The sequence below is a fragment of the Fervidobacterium changbaicum genome (assembly GCF_004117075.1).
Classification (GTDB): Bacteria; Thermotogota; Thermotogae; order Thermotogales; family Fervidobacteriaceae; genus Fervidobacterium; species Fervidobacterium islandicum.
In genome coordinates this window covers 645759-662144 of the sequence record NZ_CP026721.1, presented here as the reverse complement: position 1 = coordinate 662144, position 16386 = coordinate 645759, and the positions used below count along the sequence as shown (strand labels likewise).

At 41.2% G+C, this 16386-nt stretch carries 17 protein-coding genes; 10 read left to right on the top strand and 7 right to left on the bottom strand.

Annotated features, from left to right (window positions below; genetic code table 11):
• A complete protein-coding gene (locus CBS1_RS10430) occupies window positions 1-951 on the bottom strand; it encodes a DDE-type integrase/transposase/recombinase (RefSeq protein WP_014452073.1) in 951 nt (316 codons plus the stop codon).
• Between the two features lie 108 nt (window positions 952-1059).
• Between CBS1_RS10430 and CBS1_RS03015 the strand changes: the two genes are divergently transcribed.
• Window positions 1060-1689, top strand: a complete 630-nt coding sequence (locus tag CBS1_RS03015) for a SpoIIE family protein phosphatase (protein ID WP_090221807.1) — start codon at window positions 1060-1062, stop codon at window positions 1687-1689.
• On the opposite strand, the gene CBS1_RS03010 is transcribed toward CBS1_RS03015, so the two are convergent.
• Window positions 1682-2347 (bottom strand): pyroglutamyl-peptidase I, encoded by a 666-nt coding sequence (locus CBS1_RS03010; protein WP_090221809.1) that lies wholly within the window; start codon window positions 2345-2347, stop codon window positions 1682-1684. The two genes, CBS1_RS03015 and CBS1_RS03010, sit on opposite strands and share 8 nt — an antisense overlap.
• 144 nt (window positions 2348-2491) lie before the next feature.
• Window positions 2492-3850, bottom strand: coding sequence for an FAD-dependent oxidoreductase (locus CBS1_RS03005; RefSeq protein WP_090221811.1), 1359 nt, complete (start codon window positions 3848-3850; stop codon window positions 2492-2494).
• Between the two features lie 286 nt (window positions 3851-4136).
• Here CBS1_RS03005 and CBS1_RS03000 point away from each other — a divergent pair, with 286 nt between their 5' ends.
• From CBS1_RS03000 to nuoF (CBS1_RS02970), 7 genes are all read left to right on the top strand, one after another.
• Window positions 4137-4403 (top strand): cupin domain-containing protein, encoded by a 267-nt coding sequence (locus tag CBS1_RS03000; RefSeq protein ID WP_033191815.1) that lies wholly within the window; start codon window positions 4137-4139, stop codon window positions 4401-4403.
• A 23-nt stretch (window positions 4404-4426) separates the two neighbouring features.
• On the top strand, window positions 4427-5287 hold the full coding sequence (locus CBS1_RS02995; RefSeq protein ID WP_052107160.1) for a DMT family transporter: 861 nt from the start codon (window positions 4427-4429) through the stop codon (window positions 5285-5287).
• Between the two features lie 196 nt (window positions 5288-5483).
• Window positions 5484-5978, top strand: a complete 495-nt coding sequence (locus CBS1_RS02990; RefSeq protein WP_084384052.1) for an NADH-quinone oxidoreductase subunit NuoE family protein — start codon at window positions 5484-5486, stop codon at window positions 5976-5978.
• Window positions 5975-6352 carry a (2Fe-2S) ferredoxin domain-containing protein gene (locus CBS1_RS02985; RefSeq protein ID WP_033191813.1) on the top strand — a complete coding sequence of 126 codons (378 nt, stop codon included), beginning with the start codon at window positions 5975-5977 and terminating at the stop codon, window positions 6350-6352. The genes CBS1_RS02990 and CBS1_RS02985 overlap by 4 nt, the downstream gene beginning before the upstream one ends.
• A 161-nt stretch (window positions 6353-6513) precedes the next feature.
• Window positions 6514-8343 (top strand): NADH-quinone oxidoreductase subunit NuoF, encoded by a 1830-nt coding sequence (gene nuoF, locus CBS1_RS02980; RefSeq protein WP_033191812.1) that lies wholly within the window; start codon window positions 6514-6516, stop codon window positions 8341-8343.
• Between the two features lie 99 nt (window positions 8344-8442).
• Window positions 8443-8928, top strand: a complete 486-nt coding sequence (locus tag CBS1_RS02975) for an NADH-quinone oxidoreductase subunit NuoE family protein (protein ID WP_090221907.1) — start codon at window positions 8443-8445, stop codon at window positions 8926-8928.
• Complete coding sequence (gene nuoF / locus CBS1_RS02970; RefSeq protein WP_033191811.1) at window positions 8925-10538, top strand: NADH-quinone oxidoreductase subunit NuoF; 1614 nt, start codon at window positions 8925-8927, stop codon at window positions 10536-10538. Before CBS1_RS02975 ends, nuoF (CBS1_RS02970) begins: the two co-directional genes overlap by 4 nt.
• 68 nt (window positions 10539-10606) lie before the next feature.
• Here the strand turns inward: nuoF (CBS1_RS02970) and CBS1_RS02965 are convergent, their stop codons facing one another.
• Entirely contained in the window at window positions 10607-11587 is a 981-nt protein-coding gene (locus CBS1_RS02965) for a polysaccharide pyruvyl transferase family protein (protein ID WP_033191810.1), read from the bottom strand.
• 84 nt (window positions 11588-11671) lie between these two features.
• Here CBS1_RS02965 and CBS1_RS02960 point away from each other — a divergent pair, with 84 nt between their 5' ends.
• Window positions 11672-12412 (top strand): MBL fold metallo-hydrolase, encoded by a 741-nt coding sequence (locus tag CBS1_RS02960; RefSeq protein ID WP_033191809.1) that lies wholly within the window; start codon window positions 11672-11674, stop codon window positions 12410-12412.
• A 7-nt stretch (window positions 12413-12419) separates the two neighbouring features.
• Here the strand turns inward: CBS1_RS02960 and ybeY are convergent, their stop codons facing one another.
• From ybeY to CBS1_RS02945, 3 genes are read right to left on the bottom strand one after another with little or no spacing between them, the layout of a single operon-like run.
• Window positions 12420-12884 (bottom strand): rRNA maturation RNase YbeY, encoded by a 465-nt coding sequence (gene ybeY, locus CBS1_RS02955; RefSeq protein WP_052107159.1) that lies wholly within the window; start codon window positions 12882-12884, stop codon window positions 12420-12422.
• Between the two features lie 29 nt (window positions 12885-12913).
• Window positions 12914-14299, bottom strand: coding sequence for an HDIG domain-containing metalloprotein (locus CBS1_RS02950; protein ID WP_052107158.1), 1386 nt, complete (start codon window positions 14297-14299; stop codon window positions 12914-12916).
• A 42-nt stretch (window positions 14300-14341) separates the two neighbouring features.
• Window positions 14342-15268, bottom strand: coding sequence for a PhoH family protein (locus CBS1_RS02945; protein ID WP_052107280.1), 927 nt, complete (start codon window positions 15266-15268; stop codon window positions 14342-14344).
• A 357-nt stretch (window positions 15269-15625) separates the two neighbouring features.
• On the opposite strand from CBS1_RS02945, the gene rpe reads away from it, so the two are divergent.
• Window positions 15626-16288 (top strand): ribulose-phosphate 3-epimerase, encoded by a 663-nt coding sequence (gene rpe, locus CBS1_RS02940; RefSeq protein ID WP_090221812.1) that lies wholly within the window; start codon window positions 15626-15628, stop codon window positions 16286-16288.
• Window positions 16289-16386 lie beyond the last annotated feature (98 nt).

The window sequence follows — 16386 nt, the reverse complement described above, 5'->3', positions numbered from 1 at the left end:
TTAACTTGTAGTGATGAAAGAGTGTAAGTGTGAAAGAATGAGATTGATATTACCATTGTGCGTTTTCCAAAGATTCTTCACTACACAAAATCCTTGAATATATTTCGCTAAATTCTTCGTATTCTTCAGCCCTCGCTTGAGTCGGAAAAAGTCTTTCAACAATGAAAACTTGGATTCACATTGATTGTTTTTACCGAGCGGTACCACTACGTGATTGATATTTCTGAACAACAGCTTTACTGCACTTTCATATGCACCAAGTCCATCAGTAATAAGTTCAATGTTTCTAGGTTTTGAATTACCAAAGAACTTCTCGAGCAATACTTTGACTTGTCCCATATCACGATACTTTGAGACATGCCAACAAAGAATTAAGTTAGTTTCGTGATCAACTAATAGCCAAACATAGTACTTTTGTTCTTTGAAAACAAGAACAGTTTCATCAGCATGAACTGAGAAAACATTTTCGATGGTAAATGTTGGAAAAAGTACAGAGAATAAAGTACACAATTTAATAACCCATTTGTATATGGTGACATGAGATACTTTGATATTAAGAGAATGAGCAAGAGAGCGATAAGACATATTGTGTTTCATATACAAAACGAAAGCCTTTAAGACGAAAAAGATAGGGAAGCGGAAATATTTAAATTTCTCAGGAATAAGGGTGACTGGTTCGGGGAGGTTAAAAGGTACTCTATCTTTGGTACGACAAGCTCTACAACGGAAGACAACGAAAGAGCGACGGACTTTGTAAATTTGCATAGATTTACCACAAGAAGTGCATTTGGGATAAGGGAAAGAGAAGTTTTTGCGTTTGTGAGAATGGGAGAGTTTGAAAGAATGATGGCAGAGTTTGCAAAGGAATTGTTGGTTACCGTATTTGTCATGACCGTTTTTGTATAAGCTGGTGGAACCGCATTTTGGACAAGAGAGCGTTGAGTTGTTCATATCGGGATACCTCCTTTGTCGAGAGTTGGTTGGGGGGTGTCCCCTCTTTATAAGGATAATGCGGTTTTTGGAAAGTTTCAATACTTTTAGTTAACAGTATCCTTAAAAATAAGGGGCAGCAAAGTTGAATATATAAACTGCGGTCATCCGCCGTTGATAATTTACGATGGTGCGAACTTCACGACTATGAATTTAAAATCCGTCTTTCCAATAGGATTGTTAGATTACCGGTACACACCAGAAGACTGTGGAAGTTTTGAAATGCAGGAGGGTCTAACGTTTGTCGCTTATTCGGATGGTCTGTACTCTATATTTGAGCGTATACGAGCTTCAGAGGATTCGATGCAGCTACTATTGGAGTTCCTTAACAAAGAAATTTCAGGAATAATGCCAGAAGCCTTGCCATTTGCCACGGCCAACGCGCTAAGAAGAAGATATTATGAAATACCTGATGACTACTCTTTCATCGCATTTGGTCGCAGCTTTGGTTCAGCTTACTACTCAGAAAATTCAAAGTACGAAATGATACCTTTCGAACGAACTTTGAAAAGCTTGGTGGATGATATTATTCTCCGTGCAGCGGACCATTACGCTGTTTTGATCAACGACCACGGAAAATTCTGGTCGATAACAACCAAAAATGTCGAAATCGGGCCAATTTTGAGAAAGCTACCGATGAGTATAACTATAAGCTTTGATACTGTAGAATGCATAAAAGTCTTCAAAAACCTCAGATGAATTCTTTCAAGTTTTCCAGTATGAGTCGAACTGCTTTTGTTTGAAGTTCAAGTGTCATCGAAGGCAATTTCTCCAACTTTCCTTCTTTTGTTGCCACTTGCTCTGGCAAGAATGGTAGGTGCACAAATAGGGCGTGTTTTGGGGTTCCCGTTACGTTTGAGCGGTGCAGTGAGTAATAATACACTTCATTACAAATGTACTGCCCCGCGGTGTACGAGACAAAAGCGGGAATCTTCTTTTTCTTCAATAACTCGGCAACCGCTTTGATCTTAACACGCGTCATGTAAGCATCAGGCCCGTTATCGATGATGAAAACATCTTCCTTTATCTGCCCATCGTTGTCAGGGTGCTTTGAATCAAGTAGATTTATTGCCACTTTTTCTAACCTAATTCCGGCACCACCACCGGCTTGACCTAAATGTAAGGCAACGTCAACAGTATGTGTTTTATAATATTCCTCAAGCACCTCAGTACTTTTTTGATAACTCACAGGCAGTATTAAAGTATGTAGTGAGATATGTGGAAAAACAGCCTTTGAAAGCCGTTTCACTATGCGCATGCTTGGATTGACCTTCTCGCCACCGAACGGTTCAAATCCCGTTAGCAAAACGCTCAGCTTTTTTGAATCGCTGAGTCCACTTTTTTCTGTCTTTTCCATCAGGATTCCCCCCTATTTTCTTATCTTGATGACATTCTATCTCCAGCTAATAAACATTGTCAAGCAATAAGTAAGACAAAACACCCCCTGCTGTTGCGAAAAGTCAGGGGGTGTTTGAAGTTAAGGTTTTAATTCCTTCAAAAATCAGACTAAACTATCCCTTTCGATAGCTTTGAGTGCTACAGTGTTCAAGAAATTCCAAGGTTTGTTGAAGTACGGTTGGAAAAAGAAATCTGCGAATGCAAGGTCATAGATCGTCATTTTGTTTGCAATCGCAAGAGAAAGTGTGTTTGCGCTTTCTGTGACGTCTGCTTTCGACATGACTTGACCACCGATGATTCTTTTATCATCTTTTCTATAAAGTATTTTCACGTGGACGGGTTCGTAATCGGGCATGAATTCGGGTCTGTTGTTTTCGATTGCGTAGATAACTTCGTACTGAATACCTTTTTCTCTTGCAAGTAACTCGTTGAGGCCTGAAGTGGCGACGTTGTACGAGAACACCTTTACTCCAGAAGTGCCCTGTGTACCTTTGTACTTCAGCCTGTTTTTAAAGAGATTGTACGCAATGAGTGTTCCCATACGGACTGCGTTTGTTGCAAGTGGAATGTATTCATAACTCTCCGTTGGGGTGTACCATACAACTGCACAATCCCCGGCTGCAAAGACATCAGGATTTGATGTACGTAGGTATTCATCAACTATTAGAGCTCCATTTTCAAGTGTTTTCAGCTTACCATTGAAAAGTTCAGTATTCGGTCTAAAACCAGTGGCGAGTATTACCAAATCTGCCTGTATCTCCGATTTATTCGTTATCACCTTCTTGACCCTACCATTTTCTCCCTCGAACCTTTCGACCTTCTCGTTCAAGACAAGTTTTATACCTTCTTTAGTTAATTCCTGCTCCAATACATCGGTAAATTCTTTGTCAAGGTACTTCGCAAGAACTCTATCTGCTATATCTATTAACACAACGTCTTTCCCGTTCTTCCTAAATGCCTCGGCAAGTTCAACACCGATGTACCCTGCTCCTACGATGACTATGGTTTTTGCATCTTTCGAATAGCGAACGATATCCTGTGCGTGATAGAAATTTTTGGACAAGAGAATTCCACGTAAATCGTTTCCTGGTACACGGGGAATTATCGGCCAGGAACCACTTGTTACGACAAGTGTATCGTAGTTATCTTCAAAAATCTCTCCTGTTTCAAGATTCTTAACTCTAACGTATTTTTGCTCGAGGTCCACATCTATAACCTCGTGTCTCATCTTCATTTCAGCTCCAAGGTCGCTGAGCACTTTCGGAGACGAGTAGAAAAGCTTCATTGGGTCTTTAACAACTCCACCGACGTGGAGTGCAATTCCACAAGAAAGAAAAGATACCGTATCGTTGCGTTCATACGTGATGATTTTTACATTGTCTTTGTAGAGTCTTTTTGCCGTGGTTATAAAAGCCGTTCCCGCATGCGTACATCCAATAACTATTACTTTCTTTTGATCCATGTGTGAGCACCCTCCTTTGTCGGATAAACATTTTTGATTTGTGATAAAAATAACTTATATCAACACTTATATTATACTTAGTCTTACCTAAATAGTCAAGTAAATTTTTATATTTGATTAAATACGTACGTGGAAGTAAGATTAATCAATGATTTTTGCCGAATTGCCCTGTGTTGTGAGAACTTTCTCAAACAGTAACATTTTCTTGATTAACAGAATACTTTGTTTGGTTTAAAATATTTGGTGGAGGGTACTGGAAAGCAAGTGTGAAAGGGAGGGGTTTGCTGTGGAAAAAGTAAGAATTTGGAAACCTACGGAAGAGGAAATAAAGCAAGCAAAGACATGGAGCACCTGGAGCAAGGAAGAAAGCATTTTTGATTGGTACTACGACGAACCTGAGCAGTTTTATGTTGTTGAAGGTGAAGTAGAAGTTGTACTTGATGATGGAACAAAGGTCAGGTTTGGCGCTGGCGATATGGTGCGTTTTGAGGGCGGAGTGTCTTGCACTTGGCATGTGAAAAAGAGGATTTTCAAGCACTACAGGATGGGATAATTGTTTTGATATAGGAGTTTCTTATGACGAACGAAAATAAGCCAACTAAGAGAAAGATGGTTTTTGCTTACCTGTTTTTGTTGTTTACTCTACTTGCTTTTTCGAGTATCGAGGTTATATCCAAACCTTTGATGGGAAAGGTAGATCCTTTCTTCATGACCGCTTTTCGCTTTCTGATAGGTGGCCTTTTTTTGATGGTCTTTGTTAAGCAAGATGTTGAGCTAAGTGATTTACTACCTATCACACTTGTTGGGACACTTAATAGCGTTGTTTCCATGACATCGTTGCAGTTAGCTGTAAAATATTCTAATGCTTCCACGGCTGCAACGCTTGTTGCCAGCAACCCGATCTTTGTTTCACTATTTGCTGCAATTATGTTGAACGAGAAGTATCGACTGAGGAAGTACGTTGGTATCGGTCTCGGTTTTGTTGGCATAATTGTTTTCAGTTTAGGAAAAATCAGCGGTGATTCGTGGACTGGAATATTTTTTGGGGTACTTGCCGCATTGACGTTTGGACTGTACACAGTGCTTATGAGAAAATACACGAAGAAATACAGCCCAGTTCTTGTAACCGCTTATTCATCGCTCTGTTCAAGTTTGATATACGTTGCTCTGCTTGTTATGTTTGGCAGATTTGAGGTTCCCGTAAGACTTGGTTTCTCAGGTTGGCTTATCCTTATCTACTTGGGACTTATCGTCACGGGAGTAGCCTATCTGACGTATTTCAAAGCTATGGAAACGTTGGGAGCGACGCAATCCAGTAAAGTATTTTTCTTAAAACCTATCGTTGCGACAATTTTCGCAATGGTACTCCTCGGTGAAAGTCTAAGCGTTTTCAAAATCATTGGGATGATTATCGTTTTTATTTCACTAAGTCTATAAATCCAAAGGCTTAAAAATAGAGGCTATTTTTTATTTTTGGAACTTTGTGAAAAAAAGCATAAACAATAGAAAAAGCTGAATAGGTTACGAAAAATAAAGAAATTGACAAAAGACGACAGTTAGATAGTGTTTTGTAATGGTGAACTTTCTGCATTATCATGTTATAATAATCACGAAGTATGAAGGAGGGATGTGTGTGGCCGTGTGTGAGCAGCACAAAGAACTTTACGAAGAGCTGGATTCGTATATCGAACAGGTGAAGGATAAACCTGGTATCCTTATCGGTGTGTTGCATAAAGCCCAGGAACTTTTTGGGTGGCTACCGCAGGAAGTACAAGAACATATCGCAGAGAAGTTGAACATCCCAGTATCCGAGGTTTATGGAGTTGTCACGTTCTACAACTTCTTCTCCACTAAGCCGAAGGGCAAACACCAGATAAAGGTCTGTTTGGGAACAGCTTGTTACGTCAAGGGTGGAGATAGAGTGATGGAAAGATTCTTAGAGGAGCTGGGAGTAAAACCAGAGGAGGTAACCGAGGACGGTTTGTTCTCTGTCCATGCGGTGAGGTGTTTGGGTGCTTGTAGTATGGCACCAGTTGTTTTGATTGGTGAGAAAGATTTCTATGGAAAGGTAACTCCCGATATGGTTAGCAAAATCATCGCTGCGTACAGGAGGGGTGGGTCGCAATGAGTAAAGTGAAAAGCTTGGAAGAATTAATGAAGATCAAAGAACAGGCACTGCAGAACATCAAGATGAGAGAAGCAGGAAAAAGAGGAAAGATCGTCGTTGCAATGGGAACATGTGGGATTGCAGCAGGTGCAAAGGACACATTAAAGGCTATAGTTGAGTATATGAATGAGATGAAAATAGACGATATCGCTGTTGTACAGTCAGGTTGCATGGGGCTTTGCGAAGTTGAGCCGACGATAGAGGTGGCACTTGAAGGGCAGGAACCTGTAGTTTATGGAAACGTCACTCCAGAAAATGCAAAGAGAATAATTCAGTCTCACATCCTTGAAGGAAAAGTAGTTTCCGACTTAGTGGTAAAGAGAGGAGAAGTCTGACGAGAAATCCACTGTTTATGTTCGGATTGTCTCCGTTGCAATGGTGGTGGCGGTTTTAAGATACTTAAGACTATGGAACACAGCGCGAAGAAAATGCATCTTGTAAAAGCTTTGTAGACATGTTGAAGTGAAGTTTTCCTTAGGTTAAGGAGGCGAAGAGCGTGGCTTTGAAAACTAATACAATTCTTATCTGTGCTGGTGGTGGCTGTATATCCGCAGGCGAAGAGAGTGTGAAGCAGGCATTTGAAAGGAAGCTAAAAGAATACGGTCTTGATACAGTAGTGTCAGTTGTCGAAACTGGATGTATGGGCGCCTGTAGCTTGGGACCGCTTGCAGTGGTTTACCCCGATGGCGTGTATTATCAAAAGCTCACGCCAAAAGCAGCTGAGAAGATAGTCGAAGAGCACATTTTAAAAGGTCGCGTTGTTCCTGAGTACCTTTTTGAAGGAGAAAAGGAAAAGCTTACGATAAAAGAAAAGGAACCTGCAGAAATACCGTTCTTTGCTAAGCAAGTCAAGATTGCTTTGAGGAATGTCGGAGTTATCGACCCGTTGAGCATTGAAGAATACATCGCAAGGGACGGTTACTTTGCACTGCATAAGGCACTCACGCAGATGACACCGGAAGAGGTTATAAAGGAAATTAAGGACAGTGGTCTGAGAGGTAGAGGAGGAGCTGGATTCCCAACGGGTTTGAAGTGGGAACTTGCAAGGCAGCAAAAGTCTGACATCAAATACATGATTTGTAACGCCGATGAGGGCGACCCTGGTGCGTTCATGGACAGGTCAATACTCGAAGGGGACCCCCATTCTATCGTTGAGGCCATGACTATAGCAGGCTACGCAATTGGTGCGCAGAAGGGCTTTGTTTACGTCAGGGCTGAATATCCACTTGCGATTGAAAGGTTGCAAAAAGCTATCGAAACAGCTCATGAATATGGTTTCCTTGGCGAAAACATCTTTGGAACGGACTTTTCATTCGATATTGAGATAAGGATAGGTGCCGGTGCTTTTGTATGTGGTGAAGAGACCGCGCTTATGCACTCGATAGAGGGTAAGAGAGGTCAGCCGAGGGTTAAACCACCGTTCCCTGTCCAAAAGGGGCTTTGGGGTAAACCTACGGTTATAAACAACGTTGAAACACTCTCTTTGGTTCCACCTATCATACACAAAGGTGCTGCATGGTTCAGACAGTACGGAACTGAGAAGTCGCCTGGAACAAAGGTCTTTGCGCTGGCTGGAAAAATTAAGAACACGGGGCTTGTCGAAGTTCCGATGGGAATTACACTTAGAGAATTGCTCTACGATATTGGTGGAGGGCACCCGCAAGGTAAGCAAATTAAAGCGGTACAAACTGGTGGACCAAGCGGTGGAGTGATACCTGCGGAATACTTCGATACACCCGTTGATTACGAGTCGCTTGGTAAACTCGGAGCCATTATGGGTTCCGGTGGTATGATCGTACTTGACGAAGACGACTGTATGGTGGATGTCGCAAAATTCTTCTTGGAATTCACAGTCGATGAGTCGTGTGGTAAATGTACACCGTGTCGTGAGGGTACAAAAGTAATGTACGATATACTCGATAAGATTACAAAAGGCGAAGGAACGATGGAAGATATTGAGAAACTTGAACAATTAGCGCAGGTCATAAAAGATTCTTCATTGTGCGGTCTTGGTCAGACTGCTCCAAATCCAGTTTTGTCTACGCTGAAATATTACAGACACGAATACGAAGCACACGTTAAAGATGGTGTGTGTCCGGCTAAGAAGTGTAAGGCGTTCATTAGCTATGTGATTAATCCAGAAAAGTGTGTAGGCTGTACAGCGTGTGCAAGGGTATGTCCGACAAATGCAATACACGGCGAAGTTAGAAAAGTTCACGAAATCGATCAAGATGCTTGTGTAAGGTGTGGTAGTTGTATCGAGGTCTGTAGATTCGGTGCGATAAGCAAAGTAACACCAGCTGTAGTAGGAAGCATTTCAAGGTAAAAATCAAAGGTGAGCCCCCAGTCAGAGGGAGGCTCACCTTTGTTTATCTATCTGCTTATTTTTCTAATCTTTGGAATCTTTTTCGGGGAGGGAAGGTGTGTGGATCGCGCAATTTTGAGGAACATCATTAGTGAGTTAAAAACCGAACAACTTGAACAGCAAGATATTCTCATCTACCTGCTCCACAAAGTCCAAGATTACTATGAAAGTCATTACATACCACCTGAAGTAGGTGAAATGATAGCCGAAGAGCTGAATATCCCACCTTCAAAAGTTTACGAAGTGCTAACCTTCTACACGATGTTCTCCACAAAACCGAGGGGTAAGTACATCATCCGCGTATGTACTAGTTTGCCTTGCCATGTTCCTGGCGGGCGCGAGATAGTTGAATATTTGAAGAAAAAACTCGGTGTAGACTTTGGCGAGACGACAAAGGATGGACTCTTCACACTCGAAGAGACGGGATGTCTTGGTTTGTGTGGTGTGTCACCCGTGATAATGATAAACGACCAATACTACGGTGACTTGACGGTAGAAAAAGTTGAAGAGATTATCGAAAGCCTTAAGGGCGGTGATGCACAATGACACCAATTACCGTTCTGGTCTCTGTCGATAGCAACAGTATCCTTTTAGGTGCGAAGGAACTTGCAAATTATCTAAGAGCACTGATAAGCGAATACAATCTTGATCCTCTTGTTAGTGTGCTGGAGACAGTGGCAATAGGTACGTACGACGGAGTTGTGTTCCATGTTTTACCAGATGATGTTTACTATGTTGTCAAGAAAAAGGAAGATGTTAAGAAGATAGTTGAGGAACACCTGCTCAAAGGAAGACAGGTCTGGGACCTGACAGTGGACAAATCCCAGCTGAAACCAGGCGAAAAATTTAAAGTCAAAGAATACAGAATTGTCACAAGAAACATAGGGGTTATTGACCCAAGGAATATAGAAGAGTACATCGCAAGGGATGGATATTTCGCACTTTCAAAGGCACTGAAGATGAAACCTGAGGAGGTTATAAACGAGATAAAGGCAAGTGGACTGCGTGGACGCGGTGGTGCAGGTTTCCCAACAGGTTTGAAATGGGAATTCACTGCGAAAGCAAATGCTGATCAGAAGTATATAGTTTGTAACGCAGACGAAGGCGAGCCAGGGACATTCAAAGATAGGTTGATAATGGAAGGCGACCCACACTCTGTCATTGAAGCGATGATTATTGCAGGTTACGCTGTTGGTGCAACAAAAGGGTATATTTACATACGAGGTGAGTATTACAATTCTGTAGAAAACTTGAGAAAGGCAATTAAAGATGCATACGAGTACGGGTTCCTTGGCGAAAACATACTCGGAAGTGGTTTCAACTTTGATTTAACGGTGAGACTCGGTGCCGGTGCCTATGTCTGTGGTGAGGAAACTGCATTGCTTGAATCTATAGAAGGCAAATCCGGACGTCCAAGGCTTAAGCCGCCTTACCCGCCTCAGGTTGGACTCTTTGGGAAGCCCACAGTGATAAACAACGTTGAAACGCTCGCTAATGTTCCACAGATTATACTAAACGGAGCCGAGTGGTTCAGAAGTATAGGAACGCCTAATTCCCCAGGAACAAAGGTTTTCTGTCTTGTTGGAGATGTTAATAGGCGTGGAATGGTGGAACTACCGATGGGGGTAACCGTTAGAGAGGTGCTCTACGGTTTTGGTGGAGGAATCAAAGGCGGAAGAGAACTGAAAATGGTTCAAACCGGTGGCCTTGCAGGAACTTTCATCGGACCTGATAAACTCGATACTCCACTTGATTATGATTCCATGAAAAATTACGGTGTCAGCCTTGGTTCTGGAGTTATACTTGCCATCGATGACACACACTGTGTGGTCGATATTGCTTTGAATGTTATGGAATTCTTCAGACACGAATCATGTGGGAAGTGTACACCGTGTAGGGAAGGAACAAAAGTTGCATGTGATATACTCGAAAAGATGACAAAATTCCAAGCATCCGAAGAGGATTTGAAGTATTTAGAGCAGATAGCTTACGTGACCGCAGATGCGTCCTTCTGTGGACTTGGGCAGAGCATAAACGTTCCATTGTTATCTCTTATCAACAATTTCAGAGACGAATTCCTCGCCCATGTAAAAGACAAGGTGTGCAGTGTGGGGTTGTGTAAAGAAGTTAAACCGAAAAGAGCTATCATTAAATAAAATGATAAGTTGAATAATTCTTACAACAAAAAAGCCGTCTCCAAGTGAGACGGCTTTATTTATGGAGTTCACGTCGTGGAGGATTTTATGCGTATGAGAAGTTTGTACAACTTCTTGAACGAGTCATCACATTCTGTGTCCATCTTTTCTTTTAGAAAAAGTGGATTTGAGATGACTTGTTCAAAACGCTTCGGGAAATCTACCGTATCCTTGGCAAAAAACTCTCTTCTATTTGTGTATTTTCTGAAAAACCTCTCTGATTTTGAATTCTCCAAAGAAACAAAAGGAATTCCAAAGTAAGCAGCGACAAGCGTTGGATGGAATCTTTCAGAAACAACAAACTTTGCCGATAATATTGTTGAGAGAACAATGTTAATGTCGTCTATTTGTTCTATACATTCTGCTCCAAGCCGTCTACTGATTTTCATGGCAACATCGATATCAGAACTCTGAGCCGGACAAACAATTATATTATTGAAATAATGTTTCAGGATATCGTATTTTTCAACATTTTGAACTTTACGTGGTACAAGGACCAAATCAAATTGTTTATCGGGCAGGACTTGGAACTTTGCCAAATACCGAACAGCTGGATCACAAGAAAGTTCGGCATTTTTGTTAAGGCATTTCGCATAACGGTAAGAGACGATATCTCTTGCAAACACGTAGACTTTTTCATTTTTAAGAGTGGTTCTTAGAAGCCATCTATTGAAACCTTTTCGAACAGGTCCGAGGCTGTTTCCAAATAGGATTACAGGCTTTCCGAGGTTCAAACTTAACCGGACAGTTGAAATGTAATAGAGAAAACTTCTGGAGCTTGTTATATCTTGTAGCAAGCCTCCACCACCGTATATGAGCGCTTCAGAATCGAAGAGAGCACCGATGACTTCCAACAGATTAAATCGAGAAATGGTGTCTTTGCTTACTCTCTTTGGTAACGCTAACGTGTAGTCTATTTTGAATTTGCTAAAAAAGTCTTCCATTCCCAATCTCATCAATTCGTCGCCAAAATTACCGTATCCATAGTAGCCAGATAACAAGACTTTCAAGGAATTACCAACCCCTTTACAGAAAAATGATGTGAAAGATAACTTATAAGAATATCACTTCGAATTGGTCCGAGGTGTTTGAATGTGGTAAAGAAAGTTACTGAAAATGTCTATCTTATCGAGCATGAGGAAGCGGCAAACAACGTTATAATCATCGGAAAAAAGGGAGTAGTCCTGGTCGATACCTCCCTTTTCCCGGAGAAAGCCAAAAGCATCGCAAAGTTCGTTCGAGAATTCACCATGAAGAACATCACATTGGTTTTCAATACGCATTACCATCCTGACCACACGTTCGGGAATGTCGTTTTTGACGTTCCTATTTTAGCTCATGAGTTAACAAGAAGAAAAATGGAGCAGTTTGACTCTTCCTATTTTAGAAGTCTTGGAATCGAATATACAGAACCAAAACTTCCAGACGTTCTTTTCGAAGACCAATTCGAATACGAAGATGGACTGAAAATCCTATTCGTACACGGACCAGGTCATACACCTGATTCGTCTTATGTATATATCCCGAGCGAATCGGTTTTAATCACAGGTGATACGGTGATTAACGATATACACCCTGAAATAGTTTCCGATAGCAATTTAAATGTCTGGATGAAAACTCTGGACACTATGCCACATGCTAAGCACGTCATTCCTGGTCACGGTGATTTCGGTTCATATGAAAGTATCGAAAAAATGAGAGACTACATCGAAAAAATAAGAAAACTCATGAACGGAGAACTCAATCCGTACGAGCTTGAAAGCGATCCGAACTTTATCAATCGAAAACATGCCGAAATGCTCGAATGGGGTATCAAGAATCTAATGACCGAGTAATGAGTGATTATTCGTTAATCAAGTCTTTAAGATACGCGTCTTGCTTTTGGAACATCTCGGCTGCATTCGTGGTATCGTACTCATGGTCGTACCCAGCCATATGAAGAATTGAGTGAACAAGCACTGTTAAGAGCTCTTTTTCAAAAGAGTTTCTGAATTCCTCGGCATTTTTTCTAACCACATCCAAACATATATAGCCCTCAGCATATGGAGATGTTGCTTCTTGAGCTTCTTGTTCTTCTTCCTCAATATCACGCGAATCTCCGTAGACGAAGGTCAGTACATCCGTTGGACCTTCCTTACCCCTGTAAGTTTTATTCATTTCAGAAATTATCTCACTATCAACAAAAATAAAATGTATAACCACATCGCCAATTTCCTTTTCTACGATTTCAGAAAGTTTATCGTTGCTCTGAGCAAGAAAGCCCTGAATATCTTCCGACGCTTCAAAGTATCTGACTAATGCGCTCATAAAACCACCATCCTCGATTTTTTTCTGACCTAACCAATGCTTTCTATTTCTTCATTTATAGTCGGATATTCTATCCTGCGTGTCAACAAGCTTTGGAAAACGTTTAAGAAGCTATCCATGATTGTTCTTAATTCTGCGAGGGTAAGTCCAGTTTCATCAAGCTGGTTTTCTTCAAAAAGTTCAATTATCGTCTTTTCGATAACCTTTTCCATTTCTTCCAAAGATATTTGATTCTTGCTTCTGGATGTTGCTTCAACGATATCAGCCAGCATCAGTATGCCCATTTCCTTGCTCTTTGGTTTAGGACCGCTGTAACGGTATTCATCAATACTGACGTTTGAATTTTCCGATAAAGCTTTTATGTAGAAGTACTTTTGCACTCTCGTTCCATGGTGTTGAGGAATCGCCAATTCAATTTGGATCGGTAGCCTGTATTTACGGGCAATCTCGATGCCATCCGTCACGTGTTTCATGATGATACTCTTACTTACATCTGGAGGTAGGATATTGTGTGGGTTTTCTTCAGGTGACTTCAAGTTTTCCACAAAGAAATCGGGGTTTCTCACTTTTCCAATATCGTGGTAGAGTGCACATGCCCTGACAAGTACAGAATTGGCACCTATACTTTCTGCGGCGTGCTCCGCGAGCTCTGCAACTCTTAAGCTGTGTTGATAAGTCCCAGGCGCGTGCAACGAAAGTGTTTTAAGCAGAGGATGATTGATCGTTGCTATCTCTGCAAGACCTATGTTCGAGTAAATACGAGTAATTATCTCAATATAAGGCAAAATGCCAACTACTGCTATAGAAGAAAATATCGGGTTGAGGAATATGACAACGTAATCTTTCAGTGAGAAGTAAAAATGCCTGACTGGTTCTTGTAAAAAAATCATCAGTAAGCTGGCTATACCAGATATCAAACCAGCTTTTGCTACTTGAATGCGACTCTTTGTGTTTCTTAGCATATAAGTTGAGAGGAAGACTTGGGGGAATAGGTGAAGAAACATAAAGAAATCGTGGTGGTGAAATGCCGTTGAAAGCGAAAGAATGAGTCCTGCACTTGCACCGAATTCGTAATCAACAAGTAGTGTGATGATCATCGGCGCAATGATAATCGGTATGTAGCTCAGTCCGTACGTTTTGTAAACTGTTGTATTTAGGGCTGCACCACCAAGTAACGCGGTATAGAAGAACAACCTGTATCTGATATCGAAGTTTATAACGTTAGAGTTCCGAATGAAGTGCTCGACGATTCCGTACCATATGATGAGGATGAGAATGAACTCGTTTGCAAGGTCAAGTACTCCGAGGTCGTACAAGTTATTTGCTACGCTTATGATAAGCGCTATTATCACACCATCGTACATGAAAGATTCACTTAGCATCACTTCTGACCTTTGACTTCGATGTTGCTCCATCTTCGTCGTTCTCTCCTCGTGAGGACTTTGAATTCTGGTGACTTAATGATTCCTTCTTTGTTTTTCTTGCTTTTCTTGTTTTTCCATTCTCTCGAAACTATCGTATGCCCTTATAATTTTCTTAACAAGGGGATGTCTCACAACATCCGCATCGGTTAGGTAAACAAAGGCGATACCATCTATATCCTTGAGTATCTCTTGTGCTACAACTAATCCTGACCTTTCCTCAATGTCTATCTGAGTAATGTCACCGGTAACTATAACCTTTGAACCAAAACCCATACGCGTTAAGAACATCTTCATTTGTTCATATGTCGTATTTTGTGCTTCGTCTAATATAATGAAAGCGTTGTTAAGCGTTCGACCTCGCATATACGCAAGTGGTGCGATCTCGATAACGTTTTTCTCGCGTAGAGAGATGAACTTTTCTATTCCCAACATGTCTATTAGCGCATCGTACAAAGGTCTCAGGTAAGGGTCTACTTTTTCTGTCAAATCTCCGGGTAAAAACCCGAGCTTTTCACCAGCCTCAACTGCCGGTCTTGTGAGCACGATTCTCTGCACTCTACCTGATTTTAGATAATCTACAGCGACAGCTGATGCAAGATAAGTCTTTCCAGTTCCAGCCGGTCCAATTGCAAAGACTATATCGTTCTTTTCTATGGCTTCCAGATATTTCTTCTGACCTTCCGTCTTGGCTTTTACCTTTCCGACAGATTTTTTGTAGACTTCCCTTGGATTTTCGATCTTTTCATTCTCTTCTACAATGTATTCGAACTCCGTCCAGTCAAGCAGATGACCATCACGCGTTATATTTATAACTTCCTTCAAGACCTTTTCCACAATATCAAGTGACCTTTCATCTTCTCCCTTTACCCTGATCTCGTTATCCACGACCGAAATCTCTACGTTGTATCGCCTCCTTAAGTACCTTGCCTTATTATCGTACTGTCCCAGTACTTCTATCATCGCAACATCGTCCGGTACAACGATTCTCCTTACCGCCACATCTTCACCTTCCTCAATTTAGAGGTATGCGACTTCAGTCGTGTGAAACATAGAATAGCTTGTTCTTATCTTAATTGCCAACCGTTGGCCTTTGCTCAGGCTGGTCAACCAAGACTTTCTCAAACCCGCCACTTAAGTGGTGGGTGGTTGACCTCGCAGCATATTTGTATTTTTAGTTTCCACGTGTATAATTATATCAGAAAAGAGAAAAGATTTCTATTAAAATATGAGTTTCTTCTTTGCCAATGTGTATCGTAAAAGTTCAATTTAGATTTAGGAAACTTAATGTGAGTAAATGTCGAAAAAGGAGGATAAATTATGGCTATCATAAGTGCTTCGATTCTTGCTGCCAATTTGGCAAGTCTTAGCGAAGAGGTTAAAAGGGTTGAGAACATGATTGACGAGATACACCTCGATGTCATGGACGGACATTTCGTTCCGAATTTGACGTTCGGATTTCCTATGATAGAAGCATTGAGAACATTTACGAATCTTCCTATCGATGCACACCTTATGGTCACAAATCCTACAGATCTCATCAAAGGTTTCGTAGAAAAAGGAGCAACAAGGGTCACAGTCCATCAGGAAGTGTGTTATCACTTGCATAGAACCGTTGAGTATATAAAATCTTTGGGAGCGGAAGCCTTCGTTGCGATTAACCCAGCAACTCCATTGTCCACACTCGAAGAGATATTGCCCTACGTGGACGGAATACTAGTAATGACAGTCAATCCAGGATTTTCCGGCCAAAAGTTCATACCAACGATGATAGAAAAGATAAAGAGGTTGAGTGACATCAGAAAGCACAAAAGTTACCAATTCAAGATAGCGGTTGATGGAGGAGTAGGTAACGAGAATGCCGTGGAACTTGTCAAGATAGGTGTCGATATATTGGTAATGGGATACGGAGTTTTCAGAAATCCAAGGCTGGCACAGTTAAGAGAAGAAATCTTAAATGCCTCTGCCAATACGGAATATTAAACTCATGTTCTGAGGTGGTTGATTATCACTATCTGTGTTGCTTCACCTTATTCGTTCGAGGGTTCAGTAATAAAATTCGAAGAACTTTTCCGATGGTG

Bases quoted from the DNA above. Each gene is read 5' to 3' on its own strand.
- ybeY (WP_052107159.1), bottom strand. From the start codon at position 12,884: ATGAGCGCATTAGTCAGATACTTTGAAGCGTCGGAAGATATTCAGGGC.
- rpe (WP_090221812.1), top strand. From the start codon at position 15,626: ATGGCTATCATAAGTGCTTCGATTCTTGCTGCCAATTTGGCAAGTCTT.
- CBS1_RS03010 (WP_090221809.1), bottom strand. From the start codon at position 2,347: ATGGAAAAGACAGAAAAAAGTGGACTCAGCGATTCAAAAAAGCTGAGC.
- nuoF (WP_033191811.1), top strand. From the start codon at position 8,925: ATGACACCAATTACCGTTCTGGTCTCTGTCGATAGCAACAGTATCCTT.
- CBS1_RS02985 (WP_033191813.1), top strand. From the start codon at position 5,975: ATGAGTAAAGTGAAAAGCTTGGAAGAATTAATGAAGATCAAAGAACAG.
- CBS1_RS02995 (WP_052107160.1), top strand. From the start codon at position 4,427: ATGACGAACGAAAATAAGCCAACTAAGAGAAAGATGGTTTTTGCTTAC.
- CBS1_RS10430 (WP_014452073.1), bottom strand. From the start codon at position 951: ATGAACAACTCAACGCTCTCTTGTCCAAAATGCGGTTCCACCAGCTTA.
- CBS1_RS02945 (WP_052107280.1), bottom strand. From the start codon at position 15,268: ATGATAGAAGTACTGGGACAGTACGATAATAAGGCAAGGTACTTAAGG.
- CBS1_RS03005 (WP_090221811.1), bottom strand. From the start codon at position 3,850: ATGGATCAAAAGAAAGTAATAGTTATTGGATGTACGCATGCGGGAACG.
- CBS1_RS02950 (WP_052107158.1), bottom strand. From the start codon at position 14,299: ATGGAGCAACATCGAAGTCAAAGGTCAGAAGTGATGCTAAGTGAATCT.